Source organism: Streptomyces griseus, from assembly GCF_900460065.1.
Lineage (GTDB): Bacteria > Actinomycetota > Actinomycetes > Streptomycetales > Streptomycetaceae > Streptomyces > Streptomyces griseus.
Genome location: NZ_UAVD01000056.1, coordinates 1 through 20384, shown reverse-complemented (window position 1 = coordinate 20384; position 20384 = coordinate 1). Strand labels below are relative to the sequence as shown.

The window sequence follows — 20384 nt, the reverse complement described above, 5'->3', positions numbered from 1 at the left end:
GGGCCGCCCTCACGCGCCGGACGGGCTGGAGGAGGGGGCTAGGACGACGTCAGGCGGGCCGGCTGCGCGCCGGTGACCAGCGTGGCCAGGGCCTCGTCGATGTCCTGGCCCAGGAACCAGTCACCCGTGTGGTCGATGCTGTAGACCCGGCCCTCCGTGTCGATCGCCAGGACCGCCTGCTCCTCGCCCTCCGCGCCGAGCGGGCTGACCTCCGTCTCCAGGGCGCGGCCGAGGTCCCCGAGCGTCCGTGCCAGGTGGAGGCCGCTCAGCGGGTCGATGCGCACCGCGGCGGGGGCGATCTGCCGGCCGGGTGCGGACGCGGTGATGCGGAGGCCGCCGAACTCCGCCCAGGCCTCGACCGCGGCCGGGAAGACCGCGTGCTGGTGGCCGGCCGGGGAGGCGTGGGAGCGCAGGGCGTCGGCCCATTCCTCGGCCTGGCGGATGTCCCAGCGCCCGGGCTGCCAGCCCGCTTCGCGCAGGGCGGCGTCGACGGCGACGGGGAAACGGGTGGAGGAGTGCTGGCGGTCGTGCATGGGTGGGCGGTCAGCCCTTCTCGGCGGTGGTCGCGGCGCCGGTGGAGGTCAGGTCGACGGGGCGTACGCCGAAGTGGGACAGGAGCGCGGAGCAGGACCGGCAGGGCGGTGCGTAGCTGCCGTGGAGGGGGTCGCCGTCCTCGCGGATGCGGCGGGCGGTGAGCCGGGAGTGCTTGAGCGCGCGGCGTGCCTCTCCGTTGGTGAGGGGTTTTCGCTGGGCGCGCTTGGAGCGCGAGCTCTCGGCGGCGGTGAGCTGGCGGGAGATCAGTATGGCTTCCGGGCAGCGGCCGGTGAAGCGTTCGCGCTGGCCGCTGGTGAGGGTGTCGAGGAAGTCCTGGACGAGCGGGTGCAGCACCGGCGGCTGGTCCCCTTTGCCCGCGGTGCAGGTCAGCGTCTCGCCCCGTACGGACAGGGCCGCGGCCACGGCGGGGAGAATCCCGTCGCGGCGGTGGATGAGTCGGGGCGTACGGCTGGTCTCGGTGCTGCTCCAGCTGAGGCGCGGATCCCCTGATGTAACGGTTTGTGTGGAATGCATCGTGTTGACGTCCCTCCCTGCAATCCCCCGAGTTGCGGGGACAGCCTGCCAAATGTGCCAGGTGGTGGGGAAGCTGGGGCGGGGAAACGTGTCCGCGTGTCGCCCGAAGGTGCGACTCCGTCGCCTCACCGTCACGCGGATGTGACCGTTCGTGATGGATCCGGCGGGGCGGGATCCCCTGAGGCCCCACCGCTTAGGCTGTGCGGAACACCGGACGCAGCAGGGGGCAACAGCCATGACGACAGGTCGGCTCGGGCAGCAAGCCGCGCCACCGAACGCCGCCTACGCCGGGCAGGTCGTGAACTTCCCGGACCCGGTCCGGGCGTCCCGTCACCCCAGAGGGGTGCGGATGGACGGGAGCGGTCACCCGGTTCTCTCGCCGTACGCGCGTGCAGCGGCCGAGATCGCCGATCCGCCTCCGGGCTTCGGCATCGATGAGCTGCGCCTCACCGACTACGTGTCGGCGAACGCGGCGTTGGCGGCGAGCGGTCACGACCTGTGGGACACGATTCCCGCGGTGGCGACCCCGCACGGCTGGACCTGGCACCACGTGCCGGGCGGCCGGCGGATGGAGCTGGTGCCGGTCGAGGTGAAGGCGCTGCTGCGTCATCACGGCGGCCTGGCGGGCACGGACGTGGACCAGAACCGGCGTGGCACCCGCCCGTTGCAGGAGACCCGTCCGGCGCACTTCCGGCTGCCCAGGGGCGCGAGCGCGGTGAGCGAGCAGCAGGTGCAGGGCGTCGAGGAGGACCTCGGCTACCGACTGCCCGGCGCGTACCGCTCGTTCCTGAAGGCCGCGGGCGGTTCGGCCCCGGTGGGCGCGGCGTTGGACGCGGAGCTGGGGCTGCTGGTGGACCAGCCGTTCTTCACGGTGCGTGACGAGGCCGCGATGAATGACCTGGTGTACGTGAACAAGTGCCTGCGGGACCACTTCACCAAGGACTTCCTGGGTGTCGCGTTCGTCCAGGGCGGGATCGTCGCCGTCAAGGTGCGTGGCCAGGACCCCGGTTCGGTGTGGTTCTGCCCGTACGACGATGCCCGGGACCAGGACGGCTGGAGTGTCCAGGAGCGTGTGGAGCGGCTGCTGCTGCCCTGCGGTGCGGACTTCGACGCCTTCCTCCAGCGGCTGGCGGGCAATCCGCCCGAGTTGGAGACCGTGGCGAACCTGATGGTGGACGGCGGCTTCGCGCGTGCCGTCCCGGTGGAGGGGTGAGCGCGGTGGTGACTTTCGCGCAGGCGCAGGAGCGGGCGGACGAGTGGGTCAACGGTGACGTGCCCGCGTACCAGCACCGTGAGGTGCGGGTCCGTGAGTTCGAACGGGGATTCGTGGTGTGGGCCGAGGACCGGGCGGAGGGCCCCGTCTCGGACGGGGGCCGTCAGCGTCTGGTGATCGCGCGGGACAGCGGTGAGGCGACGCTGTGGCCGGGGCTGCCGGTGGGTGAGGTGATCCGGCGGTACGAGGAGGAGTACGGGACTCCGGCGGGTGCGCCGGTCGCTGCTCCGGAGCCGCCGCAGCGGGTGGACCTGAACCAGACGTCGTTCCTGTTGACGCCTCCGGAGTGGCTCCAGGAGGCGGCGGACAAGCTGGGGATCCCCGATCACCGGGCGGAGCGCCGGGAGGCGGCCGAGGCCGAGAGCGGTGCCGGTGCCGAGGGCGGTGCGCCTGCCGCTCCCGTTCCGGTGGCCGATTCCGTGCCCGCCCCCGTTTCCGGCCCCGGCTCCGGGTCCTCGGCCGGCGCGGACGCGCCGCCGCCTTCCTCTCCCGCTTCCGCCGGGGGTTCCGCCGCGGTGTGGCCCGCCGCGGGCGGTGGCGACGACCACGAGCCCACGGCCTCCGACGGAGTGCCCGCCGGGGCGACCCCGTGGGCGGGTACGGACACCAACTCGGACTCCGACGACGGGGCCGTTCCGCTGCCCGCGACGGTGTTCGCGCCGCCGCTGTCGGGCACGGACGACGAGGGGACCCCGCCGCCGGTCGTTCCCGCGGAGGCGCCCACGGCCCTGATGTCCGGGGGCAGCCGGCTGCCGCGTACGCAGGTGGCGCAGGCGCTCCGGCCCGACCAGGGCCCCCCGGGCGGGGCCGGTGACATCGCGGACGCGGCCACCAGCAAGGCGGTCGTGCCGCCGCGCGGGGCTCGCGGGGGCGGTTCGTCGACCCCGCCGCCGCCCGGCGCCCCGGGGGTTCCCGGGACGCCGCCCGGTGCGACGCCGCCGCCGTCCGGGCCGGGTGCTCCCGGTGCTCCGGCGGGCGGGTACGTCCCGACGCAGCTCGTGTCCCAGCTCGGCCCGCCCGGCGCCACCCCGCCTCCGGGGCCGCCGCCGGGCGCCACCCCGCCGCCCGGTCCTCCTGGTCCTCCTGGTCCGCCCGGGGCCACCCCGCCGCCGGGCGGGGGGATGCACCATGCAGCGACGATGTTCGCCGACGGGAGCAGCATCGGCGCGGGCGTCGCGGGTGCGCCCAGGCCGCCGGGTCCGCCCGGCCCGCCCGGCCCGCCCGGTGCTCCGGGTGCTCCGCAGCCGCCCGGCCCGCCCGGTGCTTCGCAGCCTCCCGGCCCGCCCGGTCCGCCCGGCCCGCCGCCCGGTGCCACGCCGCCTCCCGGTGGCGGGGTGCACCACGCGGAGACGATGTTCGCGGGGCCGGGGCAGGTCGGTCCTCCCGGCCCTCCGGGTCCTCCCGGTCCCCCCGGGGCTTCGCCGGCCGGTGCCCCCGGCCCCGTACCGCAGCCTCCGGGCCCGCCCGGTCCGCCGCCCGGTGGGCCCACCCCGCAGCCCCCGGCGTACGGCTATCCGCAGCAGCCCACCGGCCAGCCGACCGTGGGCCCCGGCTACCAGGCCGTGCTGCGGTTCCGGGCCCCGGACGGCAGCGAGCAGCAGCTGATCCGCCGTTCGGCGCCGGGCACCCCGCACCCCGAGTGGCAGATGCTGCACGAGCTGCGGGCGATGAACGTGCCGCCGCAGCAGGTCATCGAGCTGCACACCGAGCTGGAGTCCTGCGAGCTGCCGGGCGGGTACTGCGCCCGGATGATCCGGGAGACCTGGCCGCAGGTGCGGATCACCAGCGTCGCCCCGTACGGCACGGACCACGCCAGCCGTCAGCAGGGCATGCAGCATCTGCTGACGCACCAGGGTGAGCTGCACCAGGTCGCGGACGGCCCCGCGCGGCCGGCCCCGGTGCGGGCGCCGCTGCCGCAGATGCCGCCCGCGCCCGCGCTGCCGCCGGAGGCGGTGGCCGAGGAGCTGGCCCAGGCGTTCGGTCCGCAGGGCATCCTGCGGTTCGACCAGCGGGCGGTGTCCCGCCAGGGGGTGCCGGAGATCGTCGCGCGCACCCTGGTGTGGGCGGGTCTGCCCGCCGATTTCGGGCCGTTCTTCTGGGCGCAGCCGGGGCAGCCGGTGGTGCCGACGCTGGGCGAGCTGGCGGCGCAGCGTCAGGTGCAGGCCGCGCCGGACGCGGGGTCGTACCTGGTGATGGGTACGGACTTCGGCCGGGCGATCTGTGTGCAGTACGGGACGGCGAACATCGTGGCCGTGCCGGTGGAGGCGGGCCCCGGCGGGCAGTCGGTGCCGCCGCAGTTCGTCAACACCGGGCTGCCGGAGTTCGTGCGGTCGATGGCGTTGCTGGGCCGGATGTGGCGGCTGCGGTACGGGCTGAACCCGGAGCAGGCGGGCCGCTGGACCGTCGATTTCCAGGCACAGCTGGTGGCGCTGGACCCGGCGGCGCTGGCGTCGCCGGAGAGCTGGTGGTCGGTGCTGCTGGAGCAGATGTGGGACGGCCTGATCTGAGCCGTACGCGGAGCTGAGCGGCGAGCGGGTACGAGGCGCCCGGACCCGGACGGGTCCGGGCGCCTCGCCGTGTGCCGGGACGCCCGGACGATGATCACCGGTTCGCCCGGGTCTGTGATGCCGGTCGCTTCCGGCCTGAATGCCGCTGATCGATTCCGACTTCCGGCATCAATTGCCGCATCCTTGACCTATCACGGGTGTCGGAGCGTGGCAGAGCGTGTCGGCTGGTCGGAGAGAGGTTTCAGGGATGAGTGCTGGACCGGTGTCCGCGTACGACGTGGTCGGGGTGCGGGGGCGTGGCTACCGTCCGGATCAGGTGGACCGGGCGACGGCCGCCCTGATCGCCGAGCGGGACGCCGCGCTCGACGAGCTCGGGCGGCTGACGGGCCGGGTGGAGGAGCTGCTCGCCGAGTCCGCCCGACTGGCCGAGACCGTGGCGACGCTGCCCGCGCAGGACTACGCGGAGCTGGGGGAGCGGGCGCAGCGGATCCTGGCGCTGGCCGTGAGCGAGGCGGAGGCGCTGGACGCCGGGGCGGTGGCGGCGGGCCAGGAGCTGCGGGACGCGGCCGAGGCGGCGGGCCGGGCGGCCGGCGACGCGGCGCGCGGGGCGGCCGGCGAGGTGCGTGCGGCGGCGGACCGGGCGGCCGACGAGCGGGTGGCCGCGGCGGTCCGGGAGGCGGAGGGCCTCCTCGCCGCGGCCCGGCAGGACGCCGAGGAGGTGCGGTCGGCGGCGGCTTCCGCGATGGCGGCGACCCGTGACCGTACGGCGAGCGTGCTGGCCCACCAGGAGCAGGAGCACGCGGAGCGCCTCAAGGCGGCCGAGGCCGAACTGGCCGACCGGGAGGCGGCTTCGGAGGCCCGGTTCGCGGGGCTGACCGAGCGGGCCGAGGCGCTGCTCTCGGAGGCCGGCCGGGACCTCGCCGCCACGCAGGAGGCGGCCCGGCACGGCCAGGAGGACGCGGAGGCGCGGGCGGCGGAGCTGCTGGCCGAGGCCCGGGTCCGGGAGGAGCGGGTGGTCCGGGAGACGGACCGGATCCTGCGGGAGCACGAGGAGGGCCGCGAGGAGGTCCAGGCGCACATGGCGCACGTGCGCAGCTCGCTGGCGGCGCTGACGGGGCGGGTGGCGGCGGAGGACTGAGCGGGTCCCCGCGGTTCCGGCGGTCCCGGCAGGTCGCAACGGGTGGCAACTCTTGACGAACGCGTGTTCTCGGGAGGTGATGGAAGCGTTCAGTTCACACGTTTCCGTTCCCCGTTCAGCAGGGAGTGTTCATGTCGGTCCCAGCGCCGGACATTTTGTCACCGGAGTTCGAGAGAGATCCGTATCGGGCTTATCGCCTGATGCGTCAGGACACGCCCCTGATGTGGCACGAGGCCACCGGCAGCTACATCGTCTCGCGTTACGAGGACGTCGAGCGCGTCTTCAAGGACAAAGAAGGCGAATTCACCACCGAGAACTACGACTGGCAGATCGAACCCGTGCACGGGCGGACGATTCTCCAGCTCAGCGGGCGTGAGCACGCCGTGCGGCGGGCCCTGGTCGCCCCCGCCTTCCGGGGCAGCGATCTGCGGGAGAAGTTTTTACCGGTCATCGAGCGCAATTCGCGCGAATTGATCGACGGGTTCCGTGACGCGGGTTCCGCCGATCTGGTCGCCGACTACGCCACCCGCTTTCCCGTCAACGTCATTGCCGACATGCTCGGACTCGACAAGTCCGACTACGAGCGATTCCACGGCTGGTACACGGCCGTCATCGCGTTCCTCGGCAATCTCTCCGGTGACGCGGAGGTGGCGCGGGCGGGTGAGCGTACGCGCGTCGAGTTCGCCGAGTACATGCTGCCGATCATCCGGAAGCGGCGGGAGGCGCCGGGCGACGACCTGTTGTCGACGCTGTGCACCGCGGAGGTCGACGGCGTCCGCATGGGCGACGAGGACATCAAGGCGTTCTGCAGTCTGCTGCTGGCCGCCGGGGGCGAGACCACCGACAAGGCCATCGCCGGCATCTTCACCAATCTGCTGCGCCATCCGGAGCAGCTGGAGGCGGTCCGCGCCGACCGCGGTCTGATACCCCGCGCCTTCGCCGAGACGCTGCGCTACACACCGCCGGTGCACATGATCATGCGCAAGTCGGCGACGGAGGTGGAGCTCAGCGGCGGGACCGTACCGGCGGGGGTCACGGTCACCTGCCTGATCGGTGCGGCCAACCGTGACGAGGACCGCTACCGGAACCCGGACTCCTTCGACATCTTCCGTGAGGACCTGACCGCCACCAACGCCTTCTCGGCGGCGGCCGACCATCTCGCCTTCGCCCTCGGCCGGCACTTCTGCGTCGGTGCTCTGCTGGCGAAGGCCGAGGTGGAGATCGGGGTGGGGCAGTTGCTGGACGCGATGCCGGACCTGCGGCTGGCGGACGGCTTCGACCCGGTCGAGCGCGGTGTCTTCACCCGAGGACCGCAGAGCCTTCCGGTCCGCTTCACGCCGGTGTCCGGCTGACCGGGACGTCCACGTCGGGCCGAGCGGCCGGATCCATCACGAATCCGGCCGCTCGCACCCCGAGAACGCCGCTCGCACCGCCGAGGCGCTGCTCCGACCGCGTACCGCCGAGGCGCCGTTCCGACCGTGCGCCGCAGCGCAGGCCGCTGCCGGGCCTCGCCGCGGGCCGCTACTGCGCCATCGGGCTGAACTGGACCGGCAGCGTCGACAGTCCGCGCATCCAGATCGACGGGCGCCAGGAGAGCTCCGTCGGATCGACCGCCAGCATCAGGTCCGGCAGCTGTTCCAGCAGCGTCTCCACCGCCGTACGGGCCATCACGTCGGCGAGCAGCGGGGCGGGGTAGGGGCAGCGGTGTTCGCCGCCGCTGAACGACAGGTGCGCGGAGTTCTCGGCGCCGACGTAGCTCTCCGGCCAGATCTCCGGGTCAGTGTTGGCCGCGGCGAGTCCGAGGACCAGGCAGTCGCCCGCCCGGATGTGCCGGCCGCCGAGCTGGGTGTCCCGTACGGCCCAGCGGCCGATGAAGTTCTGCGTCGGGGTGTCGAGCCACAGCACCTCGTTGAGCGCCTCCCCGACGCTGAGCCGGCCGCCGGAGACGTTCAGCGCGAAGCGTTCGTCCGTCAGGAGGAGCCGCAGCGTGTTGCAGATCCAGTTCGCGGTGGGCTGCTGGGCGGCGGCGATCACCGAGATCAGGTCCTGGACGATCTCCTCGTCCGTGAGACCGGCCCCGTGCGTCACCATGCGGGAGGTGATGTCGGCGCCGGGTGCCGCCCGCTTGTCCTCGACCAGTTGGCGCAGCCGGTCGCCGACGCGCCCGTAGGCCGCCACCGGGTCGTCGCCCTCGCCGGCGTCGAGCGAGATGCGCAGGTCGTCCACCAGCTGCTGGGTGTCGGAGCCCGACACCGGCATGCCGCACATCTCGACCACGGCCCGCATCGGCAGGGCGTGGACGTAACTGCTCATCAGCTCCGTACGGCCGCTGCCGGCGAAGTCCGCGATGAGGCGGTCGGCGATGCGCCGGCAGTCACGGGCCAGCTCGAACTGGTCGATGCCTTCGAGGGCTTCGGTGATGACGCCGGCCCTGCGCCGGTGCTCGTCGCCCTCGGTGAACAGCACCGACGGCTGGTAGCCGACGAACGGCATCAGCGGCCAGTCCGGGGGGATGGTCTCCCACTGGTTCCAGCGGCGCGAGTCCCGCGCGAACAGCTCGTCGTGCGTGAGGACGTAGGACAGTTCGGCGTAGCCGAGTACCAGCCAGGCCGGCACGTCACCGTCCAGCAGCACCGGCGCCACCGCCCCGTGGTCCCGTCGCAGCGAACGGTAGAGCTGCGTGGGCGTCTGCTGGTAGGAGGCTCCGGACAGCCGCACCGCACCGGCGCCGGCGCCGACCGGGCAGCTCGCGGGGGCCTGGGGACCGAAGGAGGGGCTGGAGGTGCTCATGGTGTCGTCTCCCGGGCGATGGCCATCGTGCGCAGATGGTCGACGAGCGTGATCAGGACGTTCTTGCTGGACCGCCGGACCCGGGCGTCGCAGTCGATCATCGGGATGTGCTCGGGCAGGGCCAGGGCCTGACGGATCTCGTCGAGGGAGTGGGCGAGGTCGTCGTCGAAGCGGTTGACCGCCACCACGAACGGTGTGCCGTGGTGTTCCAGCCGGTCGATCGCGTACCAGGAGTCGTCCATCCGACGGGTGTCCACGAGGACCACGGCGCCCAGCGTGCCGGAGAACAGGCGGTCCCACAGGAACCAGAAGCGTTCCTGGCCCGGGGCGCCGAACAGGTAGAGCACGATGCGCTCGTTGAGGCTGATGCGTCCGAAGTCGAAGGCGACCGTGGTGGTCGTCTTCGCGTCGACGCCTTCCGTCTCGTCGACGCCGACGCCCGCCTGCGTCATGACCTCTTCGGTGTTCAGCGGCCGGATCTCGCTCACGGAGTGGACGAGCGTGGTCTTGCCGACGCCGAAGCCTCCGACGACGACTATCTTCAGGCCGGTTTCCGCGGCGTCGGCCAGCGGCGTGCGCCGGTCCGGGAGCTCATAGCTTCCGGAGTCCATGGAGCACCTCCTTCAGCAGGTCGGAGTCGGGCAGCGCGCTGGGTGAGGCGGCCGTACGCGGGTGGCGGGCGGTGATGCGGCCCATGTCGTGGAGGTCGTCGAGCAGGATGCGCACCACGGTGACGGGCAGCGAGAGTTCGGCGGCGATCTCGACGACGGCGGTCGGGTGGCGGCACAGGTCGAGGATCCACGCGTGCTCCGACTGCATTCCGGCGGTGGGCCGGCACTCGCTGACCACGAGGGTCACCAGGTCGAAGGAGTCGGCGGAGCGGCTCCGTCCGCCGGTGACCGTGTAGAGCCGGTCGGGAGCGCCGGTGTCGACGGGGCGAAGGGTCATGACGTGCTCCTCGGCACCTCGCCGCGTGGTGCGGCGCGCAGGTGCTCGCCGATCTGCTCGACCATCTCCGTCATCTGGTGGCCCACCACGCTGGGGTCGGCCTCCTCCGTGGCGACGACGGCCAGGTGCGCGCCCTCACCGGCCTCGACGATGAACAGCAGCCCGCCGTGGAACTCGGTCATCGAGTGCCGGACGCCGCCGGTGCTGTCGCCGAACTCGATGGAAGCGCCCTGGGCGAGGGCCTGCATGCCCGAGCAGATGGCCGCCAGTTGGTCGGCCTGGTCGAGGGTGAGGTGCTCGGTCCAGCAGAGCTTGAGCCCGTCGCGTGACAGGGCCAGGGCGTGCCGGGTGCCGGGGGTCTGCTCGAGGAGCCTCTGCAGGAGCCAGGTGAGGCTGTTGTCTGTGGTCTGCATGATGAGTGAACGGGACCGTGGCGCCGGGGGAGCGGCGAGGGCCCGTACCTCCAATCTCGGGTGTTCGAGCGAGCGCGTCCGGTGGACCGGACACCGAACGGATGGGCGTTCCGGTTACGGAGCGGTGGTCGGCGGTACGGTCCCGCCGTCGGGCCCTTCGGCTCTGCCGTCGGGGTCTCCGGCTCGGCCTTCGGGATGTCCGGGACCACCGCCGAGGGTGTCACCGGGATTGCCGCCGGGGTTGCCGCCGGGCTTCGTGCCGCGCCGGAAGGCGCCGAACTGCTGTCCCGCGCTGCGTGGCGGGGAGGTCCTTGGAGTGTTGCCGCGCGGGTCCCGCGGGGAGGCGGGCGCGGGCGAGCCGCGGTGGCGACCGCGCTCCCGGTCCGCCTCCGCCATGGTGCGGCCGGGCGTGCGTACGGGCAGGCCGCCGGGGGTGGAGTTCACCGCCGGGCCTGCGGTCCCCCGCCCGTGCTCGCGCGGGCGGACCACGAAGCGGTTGTCCGCCGTCGAGGGCGCCGGAGGCGTCACGGGGGCCGGCGCGACCGCTTCCGGCACGGCGGGCGGCAGGGGCGCGGCGGCGACGGGCGGCGGCGTGGCGGACGGCGCCGGCGGTACGGGTGCGGGCAACGGCTCCGGGGAGGCCGGTGCGGCCGGTGCCGGGTAGGCGGGCGCGGGCGGCGTCGGCGCGGGTGCGGTCGACGCGGGCGCCGGTGCCGGGTAGGCGGGTGCGGCGACCGCGCGCTGGGCCGGCGCGTGGTGGTTCTCCCGGGGCTCCTGCGCGATCAGATGCCGGGGCAGCAGGACGACCACGCCCGTGCCGCCGCGCGAGGACGGGCGGTAGTTGACGCTGATCCGGTGCTTGAGCGCGAGCCGTCCCACGACCGCGAGGCCGAGCCGGGTGCCCTGGAGGGCCGCGAGGTCGGTCATCCGGCCGGCGACGGAGTCCGCCGCCCGCCGCATCGCCGCGTCGGCCATCTTCAGGCCGCTGTCCTCGATGGTGACGACGATGCCGGTGCCGCGTTCCTCGACGTAGACGTGCACCTCGTCGATGGGCGGCGAGAAGTTGGCGGCGTTGTCCATCAGTTCGGCGAGCAGGTGCATGACGCCTTCGGCGGCGAAGCCGGAGATGGAGACGCCGGACGAGCAGTGCAGCCGCACGCGCTGGTAGGCGGCGATGCGGCCGACCGCGCCGCGCAGGATGCTCTCCATGACGATCGGCCTGTTCCAGGCGCGGCTCGGCCGGCCGCCCATGAGCAGCGCCAGCCGGTCCGTCATCAGACCGAGCTGCGAGGTGCTGTGGTCCAGCCGCAGCAGATCCCCGAACACCTCTTCGCCGTGACGTTCCTGCATGCCGCGCAGGTCGGCGAGCATGCTGACGGACTTCGCCTGGACCCGGCTGAGGGCCTTGGCCGACGCGGTCGTCGCCGCGAGGGCACGGCGCTCGCTGAGCGCGAGCTCCCGGAGCACCGCCTCGATCGACGCGCGCAGCAGCGGCTGTTCCGGCAGGTACACCTCGGACTGCACCGCGGACCCGGACTCGCCCTCACGGAGCCTGGTGACCACGCCCGGCAGCGTCTCCCGCGTGAACCGGTCCACCTCGGAGGTCAGCGCGCGCAACTCGTCCCGGAGCCGGGCGTTCTCCGCCCCCAGCTCGTCGTGGACCCGGGTGCTCTCCGTCCGCAGCGAGGCGGTCTGCTGCGTCAGCCCTTCGACGGTGGTCGCGAGGACGTGCAGCAGCTTGCGCTGACGCGGGCTGCGCGGCAGGGGGATCCGGCCGAGGGCGTCGGAGGCCTCCACTCCGCCGCGTACGAGCTGGATCAACGCGGGCAGCGCCACGTCCGCGGTGTGCGCCGTGTCCGTTTCGAGGGCGGCCAGCGAGGCCTGGAGCCGTTCGACCTCGGCGGCCCGGTCCGAGGCCGCGCGCCGGGCCCGCCGGGTGACGCCGTGGGCGGTGATGAGCGTGACGGCCAGGGCCACCCAGGCGGTGAGCACCACCGCCACAACCCAGCCGCGGGCCTCCGAGGGAGCCAGAGTCGCTGCCACGGCTCCGGCGACGGCACTCGCCGACAACACGGCCACGAGCGGGGCTATCGCGGCCCTCGGCGTTTTCCTCGGCCGATGCTGACTGGCTGGTGCGGGTTTCGGCATGAATGCGGTCCCTCGGTTCTACCGGGCAGAAGGTATGCGGCCGCTCCGAGAAGGTGCAGATCACCTTGGTGCATCGGAGAAAAGCGGAAGCGATCTTTCCTGTCAGGGGTTGACCACATCGTAGACATGCTTGTGCGGCGGATGATCCGGTCTGCGGCATAGTCCGTAGGCAGAGTGATTTTGTCGGGAAGTGGCCAGCGGGGCCTGGCCGTCGTGGTATGCGCTGGGATGTGCACCGCGCTGACGGGCATCGGAACGGAATGGGCCCCAGGAGAATGGTCGGGGCATATGCGCCGGGTGCGTCGGTCGACTTCCCTTCAGCCGCGAAGCGGTGATGCCGGGGAGTTCGAGGAATCCTTTTCGGCCAATCTGGAAAGTATCGTCGGATCGCGTCGGTCGGTGTTTCGACGTCAATGCGTCCGGAATGGCACCGGTAAATGTGGGGTGACACCAGTCAGTGGGATGGTGGCGGACCCGGACCGGGGCGGCGCGTACGGTCGCGCGCCGCCGGGCCGGTCCGCCTCGGCGGGTGCCGCACGGCGTACGCGGAGGGCGCGCGCCTCTCGATCGCCTCGTGCATCGCTGTGCGGTGCCGTCCACCGGCCCTGGTCCGTCGCCCGTACGCGGCTCCGCATCGTCGCACATCATCTTGCCGGTTCCGGGTTCCGGACACGTCTTCAGTGAGCGGTGACCGCTTCGATGAACGCGCTCCAGGCTGCGGCGGGGAGGACGAGGGCGGGGCCGGTGGGGTTCTTGCTGTCACGGACCGGGACGACGCCGGGGAATCCGTCCGCCACCTGCACGCAGTTGCCGCCCTCCTGGTTGCTGTAGCTGCTGCTGCGCCAGGCGGCGGCGGTCAGATCGGGACGGGACACTCGCTGCACGGTGATCGGCCTCCAGTACGGATCGAATCATGGCGAGTGACATCAGCGGCGGCAGTGCCATCGCCCTGAGCTGATCGTAAGTGAGAACGAACCGTTCGACCTCGTCCGGTTCCTCGGTCAACTGGCCGTAGTGCGCGCCTTCCGTGTAGGCGACCTCGGTGCCGTCCGGCATCACCAGCACGGTGAGCGAACCGCCCAGTGAGCCGTGCGCACCTTGGTCGAAGGGCAGCACCTGGATGGTGATGTCGGGCTCCTCAGACATCCTGAGCAGCTTCTCCAACTGGGCTCGCATCACGGCGGATCCGCCGATCGGCCGGCGCAGCACGGCCTCGTCGAGGATGATCCACAGATCCGGCCGGTCCGAGCCGGTCAGCCGCACCTGGCGGTCGAGCCGGGCCGCGAGACGTTCCTCCAGATGTTCGGCGTCCCGCAGCGTGTGGCCCACGCTCAGCAACGCCCGTGCGTATTCCGGGGTTTGCAGCAGACCGGGCACAACGTGCGAGGCGTACTCGCGAATCACCGCCGCGCGGGCGGAGTACGCGATGAACGCGCGCGACCAGTCCGGGAACGCCTCCCGGTACACGTACGGCCAGAGGTCGATCAGTAACTCGTCCGCCACCAGCTCCCTGTCCAGGACCCGGGTCAGCTCCAGTGTGGGCTTCGCGCCGGTCGCGCGCTCCAGTTGGGCGATGCGGCTGCTGACCACGTGCGCGAGCGAGCCCACCTCGGCCTGGGTGAGTCCGGCCGCGACGCGGAGCTTGCGCAGGCGCGACCCGAAGAGGGCGGCCATGGAGGACTGCGGGTCGATTGCTCTGGCCATGGGTCTACTTCCGATTCTTACGGCCCGCGGGGTAAGGCGCTGTCACCTTCCGAGGCTAGGACGCGCGGCCGACTCTTGAGTACGGAACGTCACGGAACCCGCACGTGTGGGTGACGTGAGAGGAGTCGAGTGAACGGATGGTCGGCATGACCGGCAAGAAGACGCCTGCGGAGACGGGGGCCGCCCGGCAGGAAGAGGCCCCGCCCCTCCCGCGCCGCTTCGGGCTGACCGCCAACGGCTACGGGAGCCTGTCGCGGCAGTTCCCCTCGACGCCCCGGGGAGCACGGCTCGCCCGTCGCACGGTGGTGCGGCAGCTGGGGTACTGGGGGTTCGGGCCGATGACGGACGCGTCGTGCTCGGTGGCCCTGGTGGTGGCGGAGCTGGCCGCCAACGCGGTGTGCCACGGGCGGTTGCGGGGGCGGAACTTCCATGTGCGGGTGGACTACGAGGGCCCGGCGAGCCGCTTCCGTATCGAGGTCTCGGACGCCGTGCTCGGCCGGACCCCCGAGCAGGCGACGCTTGCCCCGGAGGACGAGGAGTCGGGGCGTGGCCTCTTCCTGGTGGAATGCCTGGCGACGAAGTGGGGGTGGGAGCCCCGGAACCCGATCGGGAAGATCGTGTGGGCGGAGGTGGCCGCCGGCCTTCCTGACGGTGGGGGCGAGGAGCACGGATGATCACGCACGGCCGGCGGGGTGGAGCCCGGTCCAGCCGGTGGCGGCGATCACCTCCCGCGCGATGTCGGTGACGAGCCGTCCGTCCGTGGCCACGCGCACGGTGTTCACATGGGCCCGCAGGTCGAGGAGTCGCGCCTCGCGAAGACTCGCTGCCAGCTCCTGCTCCAGCTCCGACCCGAGTTCCCGTCCTTCGAGTCGCTCGCGGGTGGTGGCGTCGGAGGCGGTGAGCAGGACCCGTGCGATCCCCACTCCGGCCCCCCATGGCGCGCTCGAACATGCCCGTCGTCTCCGGCAGCGCGCTCATGGTGTTCGTGTAGACCAGGCGTCGGTGGCCGAGCCGGGCGAAGTTCCCTGCCACGCGATCCGATATCGGCCCTCGCAGCTCGCCGGCGCGGTGTCAGGAGCCGGTGTGCATGATCTGGATCAGGTTGCCGACGGTGTCGTCCAGGACCGCGGTGGTGACGGAGCCCATCTCCGTCGGCTCCTGGGTGAACCGCACACCGAGCTCGCTCAGCCGGTCGAACTCCGCCCGTACGTCGTCCACGGCGAAGGCGGTGGCCGGGATGCCGTCCTCGACGAGGGCCGTCGTGTACGGCATCACGGCGGGGTGCTTGTTCGGCTCCAGGAGGAGCTCGACGCCGTCGGGGTCCTCCGGGGAGACCACGGTCAGCCAGCGGTCCTCGCCGCCGAGCGGGACGTCGTGCTTCTTCTCGAAGCCCAGGACGTCCGTGTAGAACCGCAGGGCCTTCTCCTGGTCCTCGACGAAGACACTGGTCAGGTTGATCCTCATGGGGTGCTCTCCGGTGGTTGCGGCCCGAGCCATCTGCTGACGATGTGCTTGAGCGGGTCGGTTCTCAGGTCGTGGAACTTGTAGCGGCCCTCGCGGCGCGACACGACCAGGCCGGCCGCTTCCAGGACGGCCAGGTGCTGGCTGACCGCCTGGCGGGACAGGCCCAGGCCGTGTCGGGTCGTCAGCCGCGCGCATATCTCGAACAGGGTCTGGCCGTTCCGGTCGGCCAGTTCGTCGAGGATGCGCCGCCGGGTGGGGTCGGCCAGGGCCTTGAAGACATCGTCCGCCATGACCCCACCATAGGCAAGTAACGACTTGCCTATCAAGGTGGTCACGACAACCTGCCGGGCGTTCCTGCCGGGCGTCCTGTCGGCCGGGAAGAGAAGGGGAGCGGTTCATGGAACGGTTCGAGACGGAGAGCCTGGCGCTGATGCCGGGCCAGCGGGTCGGTGCCACGGTCCTCGCCCATCACCCGTGGGGCGTGACCGTCGCGCTCGACGGCTACGAGAACGCGCGCCTGTCGGCGTCCATCGACATGATCGCGCAGTTCTCCTCGTCCACGCGTACCCATGACGAGCTGCTCGCGCTCTTTCCCCCCGTCGGTTCGAGGGTCGACGCGGTGATCGAGTGGATAACCCGCTGGCACGCACCGGTATCGGTGCGGCTCAGCTTGCGGCCCGACGACCTGGAAGCACTGGTCGGGCGCTGCGACTTCTGCGGAGAGCCGCTCACGCTGGGCCCCGGCGGGGAGGCCCTCGTCCTGGACTCGCGGAGCCACGACGGCCCCGGAAGCCACACCGTCGTCTGCCATCGGCGCTGCCTGGCCGAGCGGATCAGCCCGGAGAACGGCGGTGAGCGGGCGCGGGCGCTGACGATCGGGAAGACGCCGTGAGCGTCGTGGGGACGCCCGGCGGGCGGCGGTCCGACGAGACAGGTCCTACGAGGGGCTGTCCTGCCGGTCCGCCGCCGTCGCCGCGGCCCTGGGGGCGCCGGCCGTCTCCGTGATGACCGGGAAGCGGCGCGGGGCGAGGACGACCAGGGCGAGCAGGGCGAGGGCCGCGGCGCCGGCCGCGCCGATGTAGACGTGGTCCACCGCCGCGTCGACCGCCCGGCGCAGGTAGTCCGTCGCCGCCGCCGACAGGGCGCCCGGATCCTCCAGGGCGCGGGCCACCGCGTCCAGGTCGTCGGGGAGGCCGGTCACCGGGGCGTCGAGGAGGCGGGCGGCGAGGACGCCGTTGGCGACGGCCCCGAAGACCGCCGCGCCGACGCTCTGGCCCACCTGGCGGCAGAAGAGGACGGACGCCGTCGTCGTACCGCGCTCCGCCCAGCCGACCGTGGACTGGACGCCCACGATCAGCGGGAGTTGGAAGAGGCCGAGGGCCGCGCCGAGCAGGAGCATGAGCAGGGCCGGGTGCCAGGGCTCGCCGGGGTAGGGGAGGAGGGGGAAGGCCAGCAGGATCAGCAGGGCGGCTCCGATGCCGATGATCGCGGTGAGCCGGAAGCCGATGCGGTTGTAGACCCGGTCGGACAGGGCCGCCGTGACGGGCCAGCTCAGCGTCATCACGGAGAGCACGAAGCCGGCCGCTATCGGGCCGAGGCCCAGCACCGACTGGGCGTACGTGGGCAGGAAGACGGTCGGCGCGACCATCAGCAGGCCCAGCGCGCCGAGCGCCAGGTTGACCGAGGCGATGGTGCGCCGGCGCCACACCCAGCCCGGGATGATCGGCTCCGCCGCCCGCCGCTCGATCACGACGGTGAGCGCGGCCAGCACCGCGCTGACCCCGAACAGGCCGAGGGAGGGCGCCGAGAGCCAGGGCCAGGCGACCCCGCCCTGCACGAGCGCGGTGAGCAGCAGGGCTCCGGTCGCGAAGACGGCGAGCGCGCCCGCCCAGTCGACGCGGGGCCGGACGGCGGGGCGGGGGCGTGCGGGTTCGTGGAGGTGGCGGACCACCAGCCAGAGGGCGATCGCCCCGACCGGGAGGTTGATGAGGAAGATCCACCGCCAGTCGGCGTACCCGGCGAGCAGCCCGCCGACCACCGGCCCGGCGACCGCGGAGGTGGCCCAGACCGTCGACAGTTTCGCCTGGATGCGCGGGCGTTCCTTGAGCGGGTAGAGGTCGGCCGCGATGGTCTGGACCGTGCCCTGGAGCGCGCCGCCGCCCAGGCCCTGGACGATGCGGAAGGCGATGAGCGAGCCCATGTTCCAGGCGGCCGCGCAGAGGACCGAGCCGATCAGGAACAGGACGATCCCGGCGACCAGGACCGGCTTGCGGCCGAAGGTGTCGGAGAGCTTCCCGTACAGGGGGAGCGTCACGGTCACGGCCAGCAGGTAGCCGGAGAAAAGCCAGGAGAAGACGGTGAACCCGCCGAGGTCCCCGACGATCTGGGGGACGGCGGTGGACACGATGGTGCCGTCGATGGCCGCCAGCGCCATGCCGAGCATGAGCGCCGCCACGACGGGCCGGCGGCCCCGGGGGGTGGTGAGGGCGGACGGCCCGCCCGCGCCGTCCGCGCCGGAGCCCGCTCCCGCCTCCGCGCCGGAGCCCGTGTCCGCGCCGGGGGTTGGTGCGGTGCCCACGCCTGCGCCCGCGCTCGCGCCCGCGGTTGGTGCGGCGTCCGCGCCTCCGACGTGACCGGCGGAGTCCGCGCCCGCGCCGGGGGTGCCTCCGGGCTCCGCGCCCGTCCGGTCCCCGCCGGCCCCCGCCGCTGTGCCGTCCGCGCCCACGCCGCTCCTGTCGTCCGTGCCGCTCACCGGGTTTCCTTCCCTATGCACGTATCTCCCCGGGGCACTGTCTCATCCGGCAGCGCCCTGCGGGGAGGGGCGAGGTCCTGTCGTCACACTGCCGTCGTCGCCCCAACGGCGGCCCTGCGGGGTCGGGCGGCCGTGTGACGACAGGGCCCAGGGAAACGGCCGAGGGTCCGGCGGGGGAAAGCGGCGTGGTGGGCCGCGGTCGGCGGCGGACCCCTCCGCTCCGGTTCGGCGACCGCCCCGACCGCGGTCCCGCCGGGGTGAACGCCGTCCCTGACCCCGCCTCCACCTGGGGGGCGATTCCCCTAGGGGGCGCCCCCTCATAGTGGCCAGGGCCCGTTCCTCCCGGCGGAGGACGTGGCGGCGGGGGGCGTTTCCTTAACCTCTTCTTACGTCGCCGCTACGGGCCGCCGCAGGGGGGCAGGTGGGGAAAACCCCACCTGAAGACTGCGCTGGGCACCATCGCGCCGGACACCGTCAAGAACCCAGACTCGGACCGTACCCACTGACGTCCAGTCATCGACCGACATAGGAGAAATACCGTGACAACGGCTGTGACCATTCCCAGGCACGGGGGCACTGGAGGGCGTACGGCCGTCGCGGCGCGAGCGCGGCAGGTTGTGAAGGCCTACGGCACCGGGGAGACCCGGGTCGTCGCGCTCGACCTTGTCGACGTGGACATCGCCCGCGGGCAGTTCACGGCGATCATGGGCCCGTCCGGCTCCGGCAAGTCGACGCTGATGCACTGCCTGGCCGGGCTGGACACGGTCACGTCGGGCGAGATCTTCCTCGACGAGACCGAGATCACCAAGCTCAAGGACAAGAAGCTCACCCAACTCCGGCGCGACCGGATCGGGTTCATCTTCCAGGCGTTCAACCTCCTCCCGACGCTCAACGCGATCGAGAACATCACGCTGCCGATGGACATCGCGGGCCGCAAGCCCGACGCCGCCTGGCTCCAGCAGGTCGTGGAGACGGTCGGGCTCTCCGAGCGCCTCAAGCACCGCCCCACCCAGCTCTCGGGCGGTCAGCAGCAGCGTGTCGCCGTCGCCAGGGCGCTCGCCGCCCGGCCGGAGATCATCTTCGGTGACGAGCCCACCGGGAACCTGGACTCCCGCGCCGGGGCCGAAGTCCTGTCCTTCCTCCGCAAGTCGGTCGACGAGCTGGGCCAGACCATCGTCATGGTCACCCACGACCCCGTCGCCGCCTCCTACGCGGACCGGGTGCTGTACCTCGCCGACGGTTCCATCGTCGACGAGATGTACAACCCCACCGCCGACCAGGTCCTCGACCGCATGAAGCACTTCGACGCCCGCGGGCGGACGTCATGACCGTCTGGAAGACCTCGGTGCGCAACTTCCTCGCGCACAAGGGCCGGATGGCCCTCTCCGCCGTGGCGGTCCTGCTGTCCGTGGCGTTCGTCAGCGGCACGCTCGTCTTCACCGACACGATGAACACCACCTTCGACAAGCTTTTCGCGGTGACCTCGCCCGATGTCACCGTCAGCCCGAAGACGTCCGGCGGGGACGACGAGCAGCCCGACAACGGCAAGCCCGCCTCGCTGCCCGCCTCCGCCGTCCAGGAGGTCGCGAAGGCCGACGGCGTGAAGAAGGCGGAGGGCGCCGTCTTCTCGATGGCGGTCACCGTCGTCAACAGCGAGAACAAGAACATGGGCTCCGAGACCGGAGCCCCCACCATCGCGGGCAACTGGACCGAGAACGACCTGCGTTCGATGGAGATCACCGCCGGGCACGCACCCCGCGGACCCACCGAGGTGATGATCGACGCCGACACCGCGAAGAAGCACGAGCTCAAGCTCGGCGACGAGCTGCGCACCATCGCGGCCACCGGCGACATCACCGCGAAGATCAGCGGCATCGCGTCCTTCACCGTCACCAACCCGGGCGCGGCCGTCGTCTACCTCGACACCGCCACCGCCCAGAAGCAGCTGCTCGGCGCCCCCGACGTCTTCACACAGATCCTGGTGAGCGCGGAGAACGGCGTCAGCGACACCCAGCTGAAGAAGAACGTCGCCACCGTCCTCGACGGCTCGGCCGCGTACAAGCTCCAGACCCAGCAGGAGGCCACGGACGCCAACAAGGACTCGATGGGCTCCTTCCTGGACGTCATGAAGTACGCGATGCTCGGCTTCGCCGGAATCGCCTTCCTCGTCGGCATCTTC

Annotated in this window: 20 protein-coding genes and 1 pseudogene; 8 read left to right on the top strand and 13 right to left on the bottom strand. The window is 72.4% G+C overall.

Annotated elements, in window-relative coordinates; translation table 11 throughout:
* Positions 1-38 precede the first annotated feature (38 nt).
* Positions 39-533, bottom strand: coding sequence for an SUKH-3 domain-containing protein (locus tag DTB53_RS33760; protein WP_012380567.1), 495 nt, complete (start codon positions 531-533; stop codon positions 39-41).
* Positions 534-543: 10 nt separating this feature from the next.
* Entirely contained in the window at positions 544-1068 is a 525-nt protein-coding gene (locus DTB53_RS33755) for a YwqJ-related putative deaminase (RefSeq protein WP_012380568.1), read from the bottom strand.
* A 235-nt stretch (positions 1069-1303) separates the two neighbouring features.
* On the opposite strand from DTB53_RS33755, the gene DTB53_RS33750 reads away from it, so the two are divergent.
* The 4 genes from DTB53_RS33750 to DTB53_RS33735 all read left to right on the top strand — a co-directional run bounded on the left by DTB53_RS33750 (position 1304) and on the right by DTB53_RS33735 (position 7338).
* Complete coding sequence (locus DTB53_RS33750) at positions 1304-2281, top strand: SMI1/KNR4 family protein (protein ID WP_003968598.1); 978 nt, start codon at positions 1304-1306, stop codon at positions 2279-2281.
* Positions 2282-2286: 5 nt separating this feature from the next.
* Positions 2287-4848 carry an SUKH-4 family immunity protein gene (locus tag DTB53_RS33745; protein WP_370454251.1) on the top strand — a complete coding sequence of 854 codons (2562 nt, stop codon included), beginning with the start codon at positions 2287-2289 and terminating at the stop codon, positions 4846-4848.
* Between the two features lie 247 nt (positions 4849-5095).
* Entirely contained in the window at positions 5096-5986 is an 891-nt protein-coding gene (locus DTB53_RS33740; RefSeq protein ID WP_012380570.1) for a coiled-coil domain-containing protein, read from the top strand.
* Positions 5987-6186: 200 nt separating this feature from the next.
* The gene (locus tag DTB53_RS33735) at positions 6187-7338 is read left to right on the top strand and encodes a cytochrome P450 (protein WP_042496981.1); all 1152 of its coding nucleotides are present in this window, start codon (positions 6187-6189) and stop codon (positions 7336-7338) included.
* A 169-nt stretch (positions 7339-7507) separates the two neighbouring features.
* Here the strand turns inward: DTB53_RS33735 and DTB53_RS33730 are convergent, their stop codons facing one another.
* The 7 genes from DTB53_RS33730 to DTB53_RS33700 all read right to left on the bottom strand — a co-directional run bounded on the left by DTB53_RS33730 (position 7508) and on the right by DTB53_RS33700 (position 13959).
* A complete protein-coding gene (locus DTB53_RS33730; protein WP_003968602.1) occupies positions 7508-8776 on the bottom strand; it encodes a cytochrome P450 in 1269 nt (422 codons plus the stop codon).
* Positions 8773-9387 carry a GTP-binding protein gene (locus DTB53_RS33725; protein WP_003968603.1) on the bottom strand — a complete coding sequence of 205 codons (615 nt, stop codon included), beginning with the start codon at positions 9385-9387 and terminating at the stop codon, positions 8773-8775. Before DTB53_RS33725 ends, DTB53_RS33730 begins: the two co-directional genes overlap by 4 nt.
* On the bottom strand, positions 9368-9724 hold the full coding sequence (locus tag DTB53_RS33720) for a DUF742 domain-containing protein (protein WP_012380572.1): 357 nt from the start codon (positions 9722-9724) through the stop codon (positions 9368-9370). Before DTB53_RS33720 ends, DTB53_RS33725 begins: the two co-directional genes overlap by 20 nt.
* A complete protein-coding gene (locus DTB53_RS33715) occupies positions 9721-10137 on the bottom strand; it encodes a roadblock/LC7 domain-containing protein (protein ID WP_003968605.1) in 417 nt (138 codons plus the stop codon). Before DTB53_RS33715 ends, DTB53_RS33720 begins: the two co-directional genes overlap by 4 nt.
* Positions 10138-10251: 114 nt before the next feature.
* A complete protein-coding gene (locus DTB53_RS33710) occupies positions 10252-12285 on the bottom strand; it encodes a sensor histidine kinase (protein ID WP_052295629.1) in 2034 nt (677 codons plus the stop codon).
* A 677-nt stretch (positions 12286-12962) separates the two neighbouring features.
* Complete coding sequence (locus tag DTB53_RS37765; protein WP_236586337.1) at positions 12963-13082, bottom strand: DUF397 domain-containing protein; 120 nt, start codon at positions 13080-13082, stop codon at positions 12963-12965.
* On the bottom strand, positions 13045-13959 hold the full coding sequence (locus DTB53_RS33700) for a helix-turn-helix domain-containing protein (RefSeq protein WP_042496985.1): 915 nt from the start codon (positions 13957-13959) through the stop codon (positions 13045-13047). The genes DTB53_RS37765 and DTB53_RS33700 overlap by 38 nt, the downstream gene beginning before the upstream one ends.
* Before the next feature lie 167 nt (positions 13960-14126).
* Between DTB53_RS33700 and DTB53_RS33695 the strand changes: the two genes are divergently transcribed.
* Entirely contained in the window at positions 14127-14663 is a 537-nt protein-coding gene (locus DTB53_RS33695) for an ATP-binding protein (protein ID WP_012380576.1), read from the top strand.
* Here DTB53_RS33695 and DTB53_RS33690 read toward each other — a convergent pair.
* The 3 genes and pseudogenes from DTB53_RS33690 to DTB53_RS33680 form a co-directional block, all read right to left on the bottom strand.
* A pseudogene (locus tag DTB53_RS33690) lies at positions 14664-15021 on the bottom strand (hypothetical protein); the annotation flags it as partial.
* Positions 15022-15060: 39 nt separating this feature from the next.
* Complete coding sequence (locus DTB53_RS33685; protein WP_003968612.1) at positions 15061-15453, bottom strand: VOC family protein; 393 nt, start codon at positions 15451-15453, stop codon at positions 15061-15063.
* On the bottom strand, positions 15450-15743 hold the full coding sequence (locus tag DTB53_RS33680; RefSeq protein ID WP_003968613.1) for an ArsR/SmtB family transcription factor: 294 nt from the start codon (positions 15741-15743) through the stop codon (positions 15450-15452). The genes DTB53_RS33685 and DTB53_RS33680 overlap by 4 nt, the downstream gene beginning before the upstream one ends.
* Before the next feature lie 107 nt (positions 15744-15850).
* Here DTB53_RS33680 and DTB53_RS33675 point away from each other — a divergent pair, with 107 nt between their 5' ends.
* Entirely contained in the window at positions 15851-16345 is a 495-nt protein-coding gene (locus DTB53_RS33675) for a hypothetical protein (protein ID WP_012380578.1), read from the top strand.
* A gap of 45 nt (positions 16346-16390) precedes the next feature.
* Here DTB53_RS33675 and DTB53_RS33670 read toward each other — a convergent pair whose 3' ends face one another.
* Positions 16391-18205, bottom strand: a complete 1815-nt coding sequence (locus DTB53_RS33670; RefSeq protein WP_172595322.1) for an MFS transporter — start codon at positions 18203-18205, stop codon at positions 16391-16393.
* Between the two features lie 539 nt (positions 18206-18744).
* Between DTB53_RS33670 and DTB53_RS33665 the strand changes: the two genes are divergently transcribed.
* Positions 18745-19533: an ABC transporter ATP-binding protein gene (locus DTB53_RS33665; protein WP_012380580.1), complete on the top strand. Its 789-nt coding sequence runs from the start codon at positions 18745-18747 to the stop codon at positions 19531-19533.
* Positions 19530-20384, top strand: an 855-nt coding sequence (locus DTB53_RS33660) for an ABC transporter permease (protein ID WP_146777741.1), incomplete at its 3' end; no start/stop codon positions are given. The genes DTB53_RS33665 and DTB53_RS33660, both read left to right, overlap by 4 nt.